This is a genomic window from Citrobacter sp. wls829, assembly GCF_005280825.1.
In the GTDB taxonomy this organism is placed as follows: Bacteria; Pseudomonadota; Gammaproteobacteria; order Enterobacterales; family Enterobacteriaceae; genus Citrobacter; species Citrobacter gillenii.
The window spans coordinates 63,643-77,222 of record NZ_SZWP01000029.1; the positions used below are offsets into that span (position 1 = coordinate 63,643).

General features: G+C 52.0%; 15 protein-coding genes. 11 read left to right on the plus strand and 4 right to left on the minus strand.

The features are described 5' to 3' along the window. The first annotated feature begins 56 nt into the window (after positions 1-56). From folK to FDW88_RS02955, 11 genes are all read left to right on the plus strand, one after another. Positions 57-548 (plus strand): 2-amino-4-hydroxy-6-hydroxymethyldihydropteridine diphosphokinase, encoded by a 492-nt coding sequence (gene folK, locus FDW88_RS02905; protein WP_137361985.1) that lies wholly within the window; start codon positions 57-59, stop codon positions 546-548. Positions 549-668: 120 nt separating this feature from the next. Continuing rightward, positions 669-1,460, plus strand: a complete 792-nt coding sequence (panB, locus tag FDW88_RS02910; protein WP_137361986.1) for a 3-methyl-2-oxobutanoate hydroxymethyltransferase — start codon at positions 669-671, stop codon at positions 1,458-1,460. Positions 1,461-1,471: 11 nt separating this feature from the next. Continuing rightward, entirely contained in the window at positions 1,472-2,326 is an 855-nt protein-coding gene (gene panC / locus FDW88_RS02915; protein ID WP_115259425.1) for a pantoate--beta-alanine ligase, read from the plus strand. A 95-nt stretch (positions 2,327-2,421) separates the two neighbouring features. Beyond that, positions 2,422-2,802 carry an aspartate 1-decarboxylase gene (panD, locus tag FDW88_RS02920; protein WP_023178331.1) on the plus strand — a complete coding sequence of 127 codons (381 nt, stop codon included), beginning with the start codon at positions 2,422-2,424 and terminating at the stop codon, positions 2,800-2,802. Between the two features lie 290 nt (positions 2,803-3,092). Next, positions 3,093-3,677 carry a fimbrial protein gene (locus FDW88_RS02925; RefSeq protein WP_137361987.1) on the plus strand — a complete coding sequence of 195 codons (585 nt, stop codon included), beginning with the start codon at positions 3,093-3,095 and terminating at the stop codon, positions 3,675-3,677. 59 nt (positions 3,678-3,736) lie between these two features. Beyond that, a complete protein-coding gene (locus tag FDW88_RS02930; RefSeq protein WP_137361988.1) occupies positions 3,737-4,459 on the plus strand; it encodes a fimbrial chaperone in 723 nt (240 codons plus the stop codon). Between the two features lie 45 nt (positions 4,460-4,504). Next, positions 4,505-7,060 (plus strand): outer membrane usher protein, encoded by a 2,556-nt coding sequence (locus FDW88_RS02935; RefSeq protein WP_137361989.1) that lies wholly within the window; start codon positions 4,505-4,507, stop codon positions 7,058-7,060. A 22-nt stretch (positions 7,061-7,082) separates the two neighbouring features. Beyond that, positions 7,083-7,664, plus strand: coding sequence for a fimbrial protein (locus FDW88_RS02940; RefSeq protein WP_137361990.1), 582 nt, complete (start codon positions 7,083-7,085; stop codon positions 7,662-7,664). A 22-nt stretch (positions 7,665-7,686) separates the two neighbouring features. Continuing rightward, a complete protein-coding gene (locus FDW88_RS02945; protein WP_137361991.1) occupies positions 7,687-8,244 on the plus strand; it encodes a fimbrial protein in 558 nt (185 codons plus the stop codon). 72 nt (positions 8,245-8,316) lie between these two features. Further along, positions 8,317-8,883: a fimbrial-like protein gene (locus FDW88_RS02950; RefSeq protein WP_137361992.1), complete on the plus strand. Its 567-nt coding sequence runs from the start codon at positions 8,317-8,319 to the stop codon at positions 8,881-8,883. Positions 8,884-8,897: 14 nt separating this feature from the next. Then, a complete protein-coding gene (locus FDW88_RS02955; RefSeq protein ID WP_137361993.1) occupies positions 8,898-9,980 on the plus strand; it encodes a fimbrial protein in 1,083 nt (360 codons plus the stop codon). Between the two features lie 17 nt (positions 9,981-9,997). Here FDW88_RS02955 and FDW88_RS02960 read toward each other — a convergent pair whose 3' ends face one another. The 4 genes from FDW88_RS02960 to FDW88_RS02975 form a co-directional block, all read right to left on the minus strand. Next, the gene (locus tag FDW88_RS02960) at positions 9,998-11,191 is read right to left on the minus strand and encodes a polysaccharide deacetylase family protein (RefSeq protein ID WP_137361994.1); all 1,194 of its coding nucleotides are present in this window, start codon (positions 11,189-11,191) and stop codon (positions 9,998-10,000) included. A 61-nt stretch (positions 11,192-11,252) separates the two neighbouring features. Then, positions 11,253-11,693 carry a PTS sugar transporter subunit IIA gene (locus tag FDW88_RS02965; RefSeq protein WP_096758267.1) on the minus strand — a complete coding sequence of 147 codons (441 nt, stop codon included), beginning with the start codon at positions 11,691-11,693 and terminating at the stop codon, positions 11,253-11,255. Between the two features lie 103 nt (positions 11,694-11,796). Then, positions 11,797-12,567 carry an ABC transporter permease gene (locus FDW88_RS02970; RefSeq protein WP_096758268.1) on the minus strand — a complete coding sequence of 257 codons (771 nt, stop codon included), beginning with the start codon at positions 12,565-12,567 and terminating at the stop codon, positions 11,797-11,799. Beyond that, a complete protein-coding gene (locus tag FDW88_RS02975; RefSeq protein ID WP_096758269.1) occupies positions 12,564-13,490 on the minus strand; it encodes an ABC transporter ATP-binding protein in 927 nt (308 codons plus the stop codon). The genes FDW88_RS02970 and FDW88_RS02975 overlap by 4 nt, the downstream gene beginning before the upstream one ends. Positions 13,491-13,580 lie beyond the last annotated feature (90 nt).

Sequence of the window (13,580 nt, forward strand, 5' to 3'; positions counted from 1 at the left end):
ATGCCCAGGAGCGTACATCAGTACGTGACAGGGATGAGCGAGGAAAGCCAACACAGATGCAGCTAGAAAGACGACGGGTATATATCGCACTCGGCAGCAATTTAGCCTCTCCGCTGGAACAGGTTAATGCTGCCGTACAGGCGCTGGGAGAAATCCCGGACAGCCGGATCGTCGCCGTATCCTCCTTCTACCGCACGCCACCATTGGGTCCTCAGGATCAACCTGATTACCTGAACGCCGCCGTTGCGCTGGAAACCACGCTCGCGCCTGAAGAGCTGCTCAACCACACGCAGCGTATCGAGTTGCAGCAAGGGCGAGTACGGAAAGCCGAACGCTGGGGTCCGCGCACGTTGGATCTCGACATCATGTTGTTTGGCAACGACGTGATTAATACCGACCGTCTGACCGTTCCGCATTACGATATGAAAAACCGGGGCTTTATGCTGTGGCCACTGTTTGAAATCGCGCCGGAACTGACTTTCCCGGACGGTACCCGCCTGCATCAGCACCTCACCCTCCTTGGCGCAGCAAAACCTGCCCACTGGTAAATCTTCCCCTCCCCTTTAGCGTTTACTGCTTTCGCGCCAAACGGTTGCTTAAAACCATTGCCCCCCTGAATGTGACTGCTAGAATGCCGGTAAATATGACTTTCACACTCAGGAAATGTTATGAAACCGACGACCATTTCCTTGCTGCAAAAATGCAAGCAAGAGAAAAAGCGCTTCGCGACGATTACGGCCTACGACTACAGCTTCGCTAAACTCTTTGCCGACGAAGGCATCAATGTGATGCTGGTCGGCGACTCACTGGGAATGACAATACAAGGGCACGATTCCACCCTGCCAGTCACCGTTGAAGACATCGCCTATCACACCCGGGCAGTGCGTCGCGGTGCACCAAACTGCCTGCTACTTGCCGATCTACCGTTCATGGCCTACGCCACACCGGAGCAAGCCTTTGCTAACGCGGCGGTGGTGATGCGCGCTGGCGCAAACATGGTCAAGATTGAAGGTGGCGCGTGGCTGGTTGATACGGTGAAAATGCTGACCGAACGTGCGGTCCCGGTGTGCGGTCATCTGGGCTTAACACCCCAGTCGGTGAATATCTTTGGCGGTTATAAAGTGCAGGGCCGTGGCGATGCGGGCCAAACGCTGCTCGACGATGCGCTGGCATTAGAAGCCGCAGGTGCGCAGCTGCTGGTGCTGGAGTGTGTTCCGGTTGAGCTGGCAAAACGCGTAACCGAAGCGCTGTCCATCCCGGTCATCGGCATCGGCGCAGGCAATGTCACCGACGGTCAGATCCTGGTGATGCATGATGCGTTTGGTATTACCGGCGGTCATATTCCGAAATTTGCCAAAAATTTCCTCAATGAAGCGGGCGACATGCGCGCCGCGGTGCGGCAGTATATTACCGAGGTTGAATCCGGCGTTTACCCGGGTGAAGAACACAGTTTCCATTAAGGAGTCAAGGTGTGCTAATTATTGAAACCCTACCGCTGCTGCGCCAGCACGTTCGTCGTCTGCGTCAGGAAGGTAAGCGCGTCGCGTTAGTTCCCACCATGGGCAACCTGCACGATGGTCATATGAAGCTGGTCGATGAAGCCCGGGCTCGAGCGGATGTAGTGATCGCCAGCATTTTCGTTAACCCGATGCAGTTTGACCGCCCGGACGATCTGGTGCGCTACCCGCGTACGCTGCAAGAAGATTGCGAAAAGCTGAACAAACGTAAAGTCGATTACGTCTTTGCTCCAGCCGTAGAAGAAATCTACCCTCAGGGTCTGGAAGGCCACACTTTCGTTGATGTTCCCGGCCTCTCCACCATGCTGGAAGGTGCAAGTCGTCCAGGTCACTTCCGCGGTGTTGCCACCATCGTTAGCAAGCTGTTCAACCTGATCCAGCCTGATATCGCCTGCTTTGGCGAGAAAGACTTTCAGCAGCTGGCGCTAATTCGCAAAATGGTGGCCGATCTGGGTTACGACATTGAGATCGTCGGTGTGCCGATTATTCGCGCCAAAGACGGTTTGGCCCTCAGCTCACGCAACGGCTACCTGACGGCTGAGCAGCGTAAAATCGCCCCAGGCTTGTACAAAGTGATGAGCCGGATTGGGGAAAAATTACAGGCCGGTGAGCGCGATCAGGAAGAGATCATTGCCATTGCCGAGCAGGAGCTGAACGAAAAAGGCTTCCGTGCCGATGACATTCAGATTCGCGATGCCGATACTTTGCTGGCGCTAAGCGAAACCAGTAAACGTGCAGTAATTCTGGTCGCTGCATGGCTGGGCCAGGCGCGTCTCATCGACAATCAAAGCGTTACATTAGCCCAGTAGACAGGGGCTAAAAATCGGGCAATACTGCCTAAAAATTTCTCAAAGCAGGTCGTTTTTGCCTGCTTTGCCAAGGTAAACGACAGGGTATAGACGTTATGATTCGCACCATGCTGCAAGGCAAGCTTCACCGCGTGAAGGTCACGCAGGCGGACCTGCATTACGAAGGCTCCTGCGCTATTGACCAGGACTTCCTCGATGCTTCCGGTATTCTGGAAAACGAAGCGATTGATATCTGGAACGTGACCAACGGTAAACGTTTCTCTACGTATGCCATTGCGGCTGAACGCGGCTCGAAGATCATCTCCGTGAACGGTGCTGCGGCGCATTGCGCTGAAGTTGGCGACATCGTGATTATCGCCAGCTTCGTGACGATGTCTGATGAAGAAGCGCGAACCTGGCGCCCGAAAGTTGCCTACTTCGAAGGCGATAACGAAATGAAACGTACTGCGAAAGCGATTCCGGTACAGGTTGCCTGATAATATAATAGCCTTGAAATATTTTTCAGGGCTATTATTCACAAAATATATAAAAACGCAGAAAAATAAACATCACAAAATATATTATATTTTATTAATTAATCCTGTAAAACTTATTTTTGATTTTAACATATTCACCTAAGCCATTCAAACGTTCAATTCTACATTCATTATCAACAATTCTTAATTCCCCCTACAGTCCTTTCAAGAATAGAATCCCCAGACCTAAAATTCTTTAGGCTCCCTCCATTTATTGCCGGGAATATTTTATTTTATATGGATGTTAACAAATGAATAAGTTGAGCATTGCTGCGGCAGCAATTGTTTTCGCACTGGGTTCAGCATCTGCATTCGCAGATGATGTAGGTCTGATCACTTTTGATGGTGCCGTTACTGACACCACCTGCACCATCACCACTAACAACGGTGTTGACGCCAACAACGTCACCATCACCATGCCAGTGGTAAAAGTCAGCGAAGTTGAAGGGGCGACCACTGATACTGGCGGCGTTGGTTCCAAAGAGTTCGAACTGCATCTGAGCGGTTGCCCGACAACGCTGACCAAAGCGTCAGCCACCTTCACCTCTCAGCAGTTCGCTGAACTGTCTAACGGTACCCTGAAAACCGATCCGAGCGTTTCTGGACATGCCGATAACGTAAGCCTGGCGCTGTATAACAACGGTTCCAGCAACACTGACCGCATCGAGGTTGGCCTGCCGGCGAACAACACTCAGACAGCAACGCTGGACGAAGGTGTTGGCGTACTGGCTTACCGCGTGGCTTACGTTCCAAGCGCAGACTGGGTGAAAGGGACGACTGATATCACCGCCGGTAAAGTCAGCAGCAACGCTACCTTTACTATGTCCTACGAGTAATCACGCCGTAGTTGGATTATGCGCCTGCCTTTTCCGCAGGCGCATCGCAGGGAGCATATATGCATCGTTACACCCAATTTACCCTCGCTGCTCTGGTATGCGCCAGCGCTGCGTTAAGCACATTTAGCGCCAGTGCGGACATCGTTATCTCCGGCACTCGCGTGGTGTATACACAGTCATCCAAAGACGTTACCGTCAAGATGGAAAACCGTGGCAACAAACCGCTGCTGGTGCAGTCCTGGCTGGACGACGGTCGTGATACGGTTAATCCACAAGAGCTGAAATTACCGTTTATCGTCACGCCACCGGTCTCGCGCGTTGATCCGTCAAAAGGCCAGACCGTCCGTATTACGTGGACCGGGCAGGCCCTGCCTCAGGATCGGGAATCTCTGTTCTGGTTTAACGTGCTGGAAGTTCCACCAAAGGCAAAAGACGCCAATGCCCAGAACGTCCTGCAGCTCGCGTTCCGTACTCGTATTAAGATGTTTTTTCGCCCGGACGGTTTACAGGGCGATCCGGCCACCGCGGCGGGAAATCTGAAATGGTCACAGCAGGGCGGAACACTGGTTGCCAATAATAGCAGTCCTTATTACGTATCGATGGCAAGCGCCACTATTACGGCAAGCGGTAAGAAAATAAATGTCGATTCCCATACGATCTCACCGCTATCAAGTGAAGTTATTCCGCTAAAAAACACGCCTAATATATCAGGTGGAAAAATAGAATATGCCGCAATTAATGATTTCGGTGGGATAGAGAAGCACCAGGCCAGCATTAATTAATTACCGCGCTGAAGGATATCAGCATCCAGAAGAGATAAGGGAACTATGCTTTTTCGTCGATCATTATTGTGTACAGCTATTTATATTGCACTCCAGTCTCCAGTAATGGCAGAAGAAGCATCTCCAGTTTTAGCGGATGATGTTGAATTTAACGATCAATTTCTCTTCAATACTGGCTCAAACATCGACGTAAGTCGTTATTCAAAAGGCAACCCAGTCCCACCGGGTACCTATAAAACGCAGATCCTGCTGAATGGTCAGCGTAAATTGCTGGGCGATTTTACCTTCAACGATAATGGCACGCCACGCGCTACGCCCTGCTTCACTAGCAAGTTATTGACGCAAATTGGCGTCAAAACAGCAGGGATGGATCTCGAGTCTGCTGAATGTGTCGATCTTGCCAAACAGTTCCCGCAGTCCTCATGGAATTATGATATCGGCACTCAGGAACTGTCACTCTCCATGCCGCAGATTTACGTCCTCAAAAACCCTAACGGATACGTCGATCCTTCGTTATGGCAGGATGGTATTCCGGTGGCAATGTTTTCTTATGATCTCAACAGCTGGCATTCGGAAAACAGCGGTAGCAGCTCTGACTCGGCCTATGCCGGATTAAAATACGGTGCCAATTTTGGCGCATGGCATCTGCGTGCCAGAGGTAACGCGAACTGGGACAAAGACAACGGCAGCGAATACTCTAGCCAGGATATTTATCTACAGCGTGATATCACGGCATTGCGCTCGCAGTTTCTGGTTGGCGACTCCTTTACCCGCGGTGATGCCTTTGATTCCTTCAGCCTGCGCGGCGTTCGCTTTTATAACGATGACCGTATGCTCCCCGGCGGGGCGTCAACCTTCGCCCCGGAAATTCGCGGCGTGGCAAAAAGCAACGCCAAGGTCACGATTAAGCAAAGCGGCAGTAAAATTTATGAAACCACGGTGCCGCCCGGCCCCTTCGCTATCAACGATCTCAGTACCACCGGCTATGGCAGCAATCTGGATGTTTCTATTGAAGAAGCCGACGGCAGCGTGCGCACCTTCTCGGTGCCCTACTCCTCCGTCACGCAGATGCTGCGTCCTGGCTATGGTCGCTGGGACGTTGGCGCAGGCGAACTGCACGACAATGGCTTAAAAGAGAAGCCTCGACTGGGCTACGCCAGCGGCTACTACGGCCTGAATAATACCTTCACCGTTTACACCGGTGCTCAGTACATGGACGTCGGCTATTACGCTGGCTTACTGGGTATCGCCACCAATACGCCAGTGGGTGCCTTCGCTTTTGACATTACGCACTCAAACACATCGATCGACGATCTGGACACCCTCACCGGGCAGAGCTATCGCATCACCTGGAGCAAGCTGATTGAAGATTCGCAAACGTCTTTCAACATTGCCGCCTACCGTTTCTCGACTGAAAACTACATGTCGCTGCGCGATGCCGCTACGTTAAACGATAACGTGAAGCACAACGGATCGGATGCAAACAATGAGTTCAGCAATTTCCAGCGCATGAAAAACCAGTTCCAAATCAATATTAGCCAGCCGGTCTCTCTGTGGGATTCCAGCAGCGGGAACCTGTATGTCAACGGGAGTTGGGAGGACTACTGGAACAAGTCGTCATCGACCTCGCAATACAGCATCGGCTACAGCGATTCCTTCTCGTGGGCCAGCTACAGCCTTTCCGTTCAGCGCACCTATAACGAATACGGTGATAAAGACGACAGCGTTTACTTAAGTCTAAGTATTCCGCTGGAAAACCTGTTCGGCCGTAACAAAAGGCCGCTCGGTTTTTCCACCGTCAACATGAGCGTCAACAGTGATCTGAAGTCGAACAATAACTTCGCCACCAGCGCCAACGGTAACACTGACGACTATCGCTTTAACTATAGCGTTAACACCAGCGCCAGCCGTAGTGACAGCGGCTCAATTAACCAGGTTGGCGGCTACGGTAGCTACAACAGCTCACTGGGGCCACTCAGCGTGTCGGCTTCCGCATCCGACGATAACAGCCGTCAATATTCATTAAGTTACAGCGGCGGCATGTTGCTGCACTCCGGCGGCCTGACGCTGGCGCCGAACAGCATTGGCGATACCGACACGCTGGCACTGGTTCACGCTTCGGGGGCCAAAGGCGCGCGCTTAACCAATGGCGACGGCGAAATTAACCGCTTTGGCTATGCCATCCAGCCTTATCTGTCCGCTTACCGAGAAAATAATGTAGGCATCAATATCGACAAAATGGAACACGACGTCGAGGTGAAAAATACCAGCTCCGTGGTAATTCCGCGCAGCGGCGCCGTGGTACGGGTGGATTTCGAAACCGATGAAGGGCGTTCACTGCTGCTGGAGTTACAACGTACCGATAACGGCTTTATCCCGCTCGGCGCGGATGTGCAAAACGAAAAAGGTGAATCTATCGGGACCGTCGGGCAGGCCGGTATGGCTTATGTTCGCGGTGTCGTTGATAGCGGCAAACTGCTTGTCATCTGGGGCAGCGGCAGCGACGGACGCTGCACCGTCAACTATCAGCTCGATAGCGAGAAAGCTGAACAGAAAGTTGGCCTTACCCGTCTACTGAGTAACCAACGTTGCCAGATGTAATGGCATTATTTTTACAGGGATTATGAAGATAATGAGACTGAAAAAACTCTACCTACTGGGCTGTAGCGGACTGCTGTTCGCAACCGCATACCCAACCCAGGCGACATCGCTGGATGTCACCTTTACCGCAACGCTGCGCGAAACCACCTGTGATATGGCTATCGAAGGCGGCAGTGGTACTGGTCAAAATAACACCATCCCCATTGGCTCGGGCGGAACCGTCAGCCTCGATAAAATCGTCAACGGCGACAGTTCAGCACAGGCGACCTTTAAGCTGAAAATCACCGAATGCCCGGACAGCTTACAAGGGCTAAAAACCACCATTACGGGCACCAAGTCTGGCTATTCCGACTACATCATTGCCAACGGAGCGGGAACGGCTAATGCCGCAAGCTTCCTCGGTATCACTATCGCCAGGGTTTCCGCAACCGATGCGCCTTTCACCATTAACACCGCGTCCGATACAGGCCGGATCATATGGAGCAGCGCAGAAATCAGCGCGAAAGAGGTGCCGTTAGTCGCCACGTTAGCGGAAACCCGCACGGGCCAAGGCACCACCGGTGACTTTAGCGCCGTAGCGACCTTCAACTTCACCTACGAATAATCATCAGAAAAGGGATCTCTTGATGAAAAAATTATCATTTCTGGGCGGCGTTGCCGGTGCAGTGCTTTTCTCCGCTCACTCTTTTGCCGCAATAACCGGTACCACCAGCGTTTCGGCTACCTTTACCACGACTATCTCGGCGGGCACCTGTACGGCACAAATTCAGAACAGCGGTGGTCAGGCTATCAGTACGCTGGATTTCGGCGAGGTCTTTAAGTCAGATCTGGTCAATCAAAGCCGCAGCGAGCCGTTCAAAGTGGCCTTTACCGACTGCGCGGGCGTCAAAACCGCCAGCTATCAGGTCGTCGCCGGTACCGGGAGCGGGTGTTCAGGGCCAAACACTAACGGAGATTCATTCTCTGCTGGCAACGCCACCGGTTTTGAAGTCTGGCAAGGCGTAGCCGGAACAGGAACGCTGCTAAGCTGCAATACCAAACCCGCGCAAACGCTCACCATGAGCGGCAGTACGCTCGATGTTGCTTTCGCCTCCCGTATTGTTATCGCCAAGGATAGAACGATTTCCAACGTCACGGCAGGCAGCGTCAGCGCGCCGGTCACGTTTGTTGTCACCTATCAGTAAACCTAGAGGAGTAGAGCCGTCATGCCATTCAACATCCAAATACTCTCTCCACTAGGGAGAGCACTACTGATAATGGGAGTGACTGGCGGACTCTACACTGCCCCCTGCTTTGCGGATGAGGACGCGGGAGGTCTGGACGTCACAATCACGGCAAACGTCGTGGAGAACACCTGCCAGATCTCCCTCTCCGATAACGGATTGGTACATTTACCTATCGTTTCACGGAGTTGGTTTTACAACGCCGACGGCACAACACGCCTGCAGCCGAGCGATGCCGACAGCGGCACGCAGTTTAGCGTCAACGTCGAAAGCTGCGCTGATGATACGGCAACGGTTAACGCAATGGTGTTCCGCTTTCAGCCGCAAAACGGCACCTGGCCTGCCGAGAGCCAGCAGGTATTTATCAACGACACCCCCGCGGCAACTGGCGGGGCGGAAAACGTCGGTATCGTGATTTTCTCCAGCAGCGATAACCGTAATGTCGTCAATAGCGACGGCAGTTCATCCGTCGCCATTGACGTTTCAACATCAGCCAACTATCTGACCCGTTACGACTTTTACGCCCGCTACCAGAATACCGGCATCGTGAGCGCCGGAAAGGTCACCAGCCATGTGCTGGTTGATGCTATTTATCAATAATCAAGGAAGATGACATGATTAAATATCTACTACTCTCGGTAACATTATTAATCCTGAGCTTTAATGTTAGCGCGAGAGAATGCCACCTGGCAGAGAAGGGCAAAGCTGGCACGATGGCGCTGAACGGCGGAGGGACATACCCAATTTCATTTCACTCTGTGGCCGACGACATCTCTGGCTCCATACACGAACTCACCTATTTTGACCCCTCGCTTGACCATGAGCTCTGGACCTATTGCGATCTCGGAAATGACGGCGTGGCATTTTATATGAATACCACCGAAGCCTCGAGAGTCAGCGCGGCCGATGGCAGAGCACTTTATCCTACCAATATCGACGGTATTTACTATGCGGTAAAACTGTACAGCACCGGCGGCGGCGGCGGTTATTTCCCATCGTCAAATGGGGGTTCATGGGTCATGGTCGACAGCGGCAGCGAAAGCTACTGGGACAGTAAGCAAATGAAAGCTACCGTGACGCTATATCAGGGCGGTGGGTTTGCTGGAAACGTTAACAACGTCAGCGCGATTACGCCAAAAGACTCTCGCACGCTGGGACAAATCCGTATTGGTACAGCAGATTCTGATGATAACAACCCGTGGACCATTAACGTTACACCGACCAGCTTTAGCGTGCCGGTTTACGCAGCGACGTGCAGCGCGGTATCGGCCAATAACGGTACCAACAACGTTGATTTCGGTGAGATCATGATGTCATCACTCAGAGATGGCTACTGGCCATATCAGAATTTTACCTTGCAGATGAAGTACTGTGCCAACACCGTGTGGATGCGTTTTAAACTTTCCTCAACGGCCAGCACCACCGATGGCAACGGCTATATGCTCCTCAAAAATACACTCAGCGGCAGCAATGCGGCGAAAGGGATTGGGGTTTACGTGCAAACCAATGCGATAACTCGTGACGGCACCAATGCCTTTAAACCTGGCGCTGAAATCTGGAGTCCAATGACGAGCGTCGCGAATAACGCCTCCTACGACCTGCCTTTTTATGCACGTATGTACTCACTCGATGATGGTAGTACAGTGACCGCCGGTGAGTTTAAGGCCATCGGTACCTTCACCATCGACTACTTTTGATTTACCCCTGCGGCTGGTTACTCCAGCGAATCCGTTCTTAAAATATACAGTCTCTTCAATAAGAACGGATTATCCCCCGGCTTCACCTTCCCTTTCACCGTTGTCACCGCTAAGTGAAACCCCGCCTCTCCTGCCGCCGTCACCGCCGTGGCGTTATAACTGCCAAAGGGGTATGAAAGGTACAGCACATGCGGATTAAACTGCGCCAGCGCGCGCCGCGAACGGGCAAAATCAAACAGGATATTATGGTGGCTACGACTCAGCAGGATCGGCCGACGGTAACCATCTACCCGATGTAAAAAATGGGTATGTGACTGAAAGTCAAACACATCCCTGATGCCATTCAGTTCAGAGACGCTCATAAACTGCAGCGATTTTGGATCCCACTTTTGCGGATGCCGCTTAATACGCGATGAGATAATAAACGCCGTTGCTTTCATGCCGTATTGTTTCAACACCGGATACGCATAGCGGCTGACCGACTTCAGGCCATCGTCAAAGGTTACCACCACCGCGCGCGCGGGCAGATTAGCGCGGTTACGCACGTAGTCTTCTAACTGGTACATCGTCAGCGTGGTGTAGCCCATATCACGCAGCCAGGTCATCTGGTTGCTGAAAGCACGTACGGAAGTGGTCGTCGAGGTATGGCGAAAACGGGTGTTCTCTTCATCACGCAGAATGTGATGGTAAGTCAGCACCGGGATCCCATTATCGGTCTGAGCATCTAAGGCGCTGATATAGGCCAGCCGGTCGCCAATACGGATTTGAAACCACGTCTGGTTCAGCCTGTCTTTCAGCTTGTTTATTATGGGATAGCGCAGATTGTCCGCCAGCACGCCAAACGGCGCACTCCCGGCGTCGGGGGCGTTATAAACCGGCGTATCTTTCCAGGTGATCAGGTTCTGATTGCTTAGGGGCTTATTGAGATCGCCCAGTCCATCTTCGACCTTCTGTCGCCCCTGGACGCGCTCCAGATGACCTTTATCGATAAATCCCTTACCGAAGCCAAAGGTAAACGCGTAATAGTCTTCGCCACCGGGAATGACCGAGAGGATCTGGCCCGCACGAATATTCCCTACCGTCACCATTTTATTGCCAACCTGTGCCCAGACAGCAGCATCTTCAGTGGTTTGCATATAGCGCGCAGGCAACGCCGCAACCGCAAAACCAGAAAACAGGAACATCAGAATAAGCAGAGCACGCATAACCATATGGGATAACCGAGGCGAAAAACCTCGGTTATTGTAGCAAAAGCATTATCAATACCAATGCTTAATACTCATACAAATCATGCTTCAACACAAAGGGGGGATTTTTCTGTTGCTGATGCCACAGGCTGGTGACATCAGGACCGCCGAGGGAAACAATTTGATTGCGAAACGCCGCGCTGCTCATCGATTCTCGCGACAAAAGCATTCGCTCAAGCAATGGATACGTCACGCCTGAGATCACTTCACACTGGGAATGTTTATGGCTCATCAGCGCCGCGACGCGATAGGGTGCAGAACCCGAAATATCGCTCAGGAATATCACGCCTTCGCCAGAGTCGGTGTTGTGAAGCGCATCACACATCATCCGGCTTAACATATTTGCGCTGAGCCCGCGCCAAAAACTCACCGCCCGGCATTGCGCCTGCGGGCCGAACTTTTTTTCCAGACGATGCAGCATATCCTGTGCCGTATCGTCATGACAGGTAATCACCCAACCTAACATTGCCTACCTCCTTAGCAGACAAGTAGTTTATCAGGGTGATAAATACATAACGGTGATAAACATCAAAAGTCTTCCTCTCCCGGTCCGGGAGAGGAAGAAAGAATCAGCTACGTAACCCACGTCCGCGTTGAATCAGATACCAGCAGAGTAAATAAAAGGCGGCAATAAACACCACCAGCACGCCAAAGGTCGTGACCAGCGGTACATCATGAATGCCGAGGAAACCGTAGCGGAAACCACTGATCATGTAGACAATCGGGTTCAGGTGCGACAGTCCCTGCCAGAACGGCGGCAGCAGTGTTAGCGAGTAGAACACGCCGCCCAGATAGGTCAGCGGTGTCAGCACAAAGGTCGGGATCAGGCTGATATCGTCAAAGGTTTTGGCAAAAACCGCATTCAGCAATCCGGCCAGCGAGAACAGGACCGCCGTCAGCACCAGCGTAAGCGCCACAAAGACCCACGAATGTACCTGAAACGGCACAAAGAACAGGGAGATAGCGGTCACCAGAATACCTACGCACAGCCCGCGCGCCACGCCACCACCGACAAAACCGGTAATAATGACGTGCGTCGGTACCGGCGCGACCAGCAGTTCTTCAATGTTGCGTTGAAACTTGGCGCTGAAAAATGACGACGCGACGTTGGCGTACGAATTGGTAATGACAGCCATCATAATCAGCCCCGGTACGATGAACTGCATATAGCTAAAGCCGTGCATTTCGCCGATGCGTGAGCCAATCAAATTACCGAAGATAATAAAATACAGCGTCATGGTAATGACCGGTGGGACCAGCGTCTGGATCCAGATCCGCATAAAACGGTGGATCTCTTTCGCCCAGATGCTTTTCAGTGCGACCCAGTAAAGCTGCATCATGTGCGATCTCCTTGTTTGTCATGCACCAGAGAAACAAACAGCTCCTCCAGTCGGTTCGCCTTGTTACGCATACTCAATACCTGAACGCCCTGGGCGCTCAGCTGGGAAAACACGCTGTTTACCCCCTGCTCTCTCAGCACTTCGACTTCCAGCGTGGAAGTATCAACCAGACGGTATTGATAGCCCTCCAGTTTGGGCAACGGGCTTTTCGCTGCTAAATCGAGAATAAAGGTCTCGGATTTCAGTTTGGAAAGCAGGTTTTTCATCGACGTATTCTCCACCAGCTCACCATGCTGAATAATACCGATATTACGGCACAGCATTTCCGCCTCTTCGAGGTAGTGGGTGGTCAGAATAATCGTCGTGCCTTTGTCGTTTAAATCTTTTAAAAATCCCCACATTGAACGACGCAGTTCGATATCAACGCCCGCCGTCGGTTCATCGAGGATCAGTAGCTTCGGCTCATGCATCAAGGCACGGGCGATCATCAAACGTCGCTTCATACCGCCGGACAACATACGCGCCCGTTCGTTACGTTTTTCCCACAGATCGAGCTGTTTTAGATAAATTTCGCTGCGTTTTACCGCCTCTTTATACTCAACGCCGTAATAGCCCGCCTGGTTCACCACGATCTGCTGCACGGTTTCAAACGGGTTAAAGTTAAACTCCTGCGGCACGAGCCCAAGCTGGCGTTTAGCGTTAACCGTGTCTTTTTCAAGATCGTAGCCAAAGACGCTCACCCGCCCTGAGGATTTATTCACCAGCGAGCTGATAATCCCGATGGTGGTGGACTTTCCTGCGCCGTTAGGACCTAAAAGCGCATAAAAATCACCCGCTTCGACTTGCAAATCTATGCCGCGTAGCGCCTGAACGCCACCGGGATAAGTCTTTTTAAGTTGTTGAAGTTCCAGAGCAATGGTCATGGTTTTATACTTACCTTACATTCTAATACTTGATATTTGGTTTTAATAAATCAGGAGTTACCCTATATTAGCGCAACGCAATTTACTGGG

What these genes read in the sequence shown, in the direction of transcription:
- FDW88_RS02970 (WP_096758268.1), bottom strand. Translation starts at nt 12,567, where the DNA reads ATGATGCAGCTTTACTGGGTCGCACTGAAAAGCATCTGGGCGAAAGAG.
- FDW88_RS02965 (WP_096758267.1), bottom strand. Translation starts at nt 11,693, where the DNA reads ATGTTAGGTTGGGTGATTACCTGTCATGACGATACGGCACAGGATATG.
- panD (WP_023178331.1), top strand. Translation starts at nt 2,422, where the DNA reads ATGATTCGCACCATGCTGCAAGGCAAGCTTCACCGCGTGAAGGTCACG.
- FDW88_RS02925 (WP_137361987.1), top strand. Translation starts at nt 3,093, where the DNA reads ATGAATAAGTTGAGCATTGCTGCGGCAGCAATTGTTTTCGCACTGGGT.
- panB (WP_137361986.1), top strand. Translation starts at nt 669, where the DNA reads ATGAAACCGACGACCATTTCCTTGCTGCAAAAATGCAAGCAAGAGAAA.
- FDW88_RS02950 (WP_137361992.1), top strand. Translation starts at nt 8,317, where the DNA reads ATGGGAGTGACTGGCGGACTCTACACTGCCCCCTGCTTTGCGGATGAG.
- FDW88_RS02935 (WP_137361989.1), top strand. Translation starts at nt 4,505, where the DNA reads ATGCTTTTTCGTCGATCATTATTGTGTACAGCTATTTATATTGCACTC.
- folK (WP_137361985.1), top strand. Translation starts at nt 57, where the DNA reads ATGCAGCTAGAAAGACGACGGGTATATATCGCACTCGGCAGCAATTTA.
- FDW88_RS02960 (WP_137361994.1), bottom strand. Translation starts at nt 11,191, where the DNA reads ATGGTTATGCGTGCTCTGCTTATTCTGATGTTCCTGTTTTCTGGTTTT.
- FDW88_RS02940 (WP_137361990.1), top strand. Translation starts at nt 7,083, where the DNA reads ATGAAGATAATGAGACTGAAAAAACTCTACCTACTGGGCTGTAGCGGA.
- FDW88_RS02930 (WP_137361988.1), top strand. Translation starts at nt 3,737, where the DNA reads ATGCATCGTTACACCCAATTTACCCTCGCTGCTCTGGTATGCGCCAGC.
- FDW88_RS02955 (WP_137361993.1), top strand. Translation starts at nt 8,898, where the DNA reads ATGATTAAATATCTACTACTCTCGGTAACATTATTAATCCTGAGCTTT.
- FDW88_RS02945 (WP_137361991.1), top strand. Translation starts at nt 7,687, where the DNA reads ATGAAAAAATTATCATTTCTGGGCGGCGTTGCCGGTGCAGTGCTTTTC.
- FDW88_RS02975 (WP_096758269.1), bottom strand. Translation starts at nt 13,490, where the DNA reads ATGACCATTGCTCTGGAACTTCAACAACTTAAAAAGACTTATCCCGGT.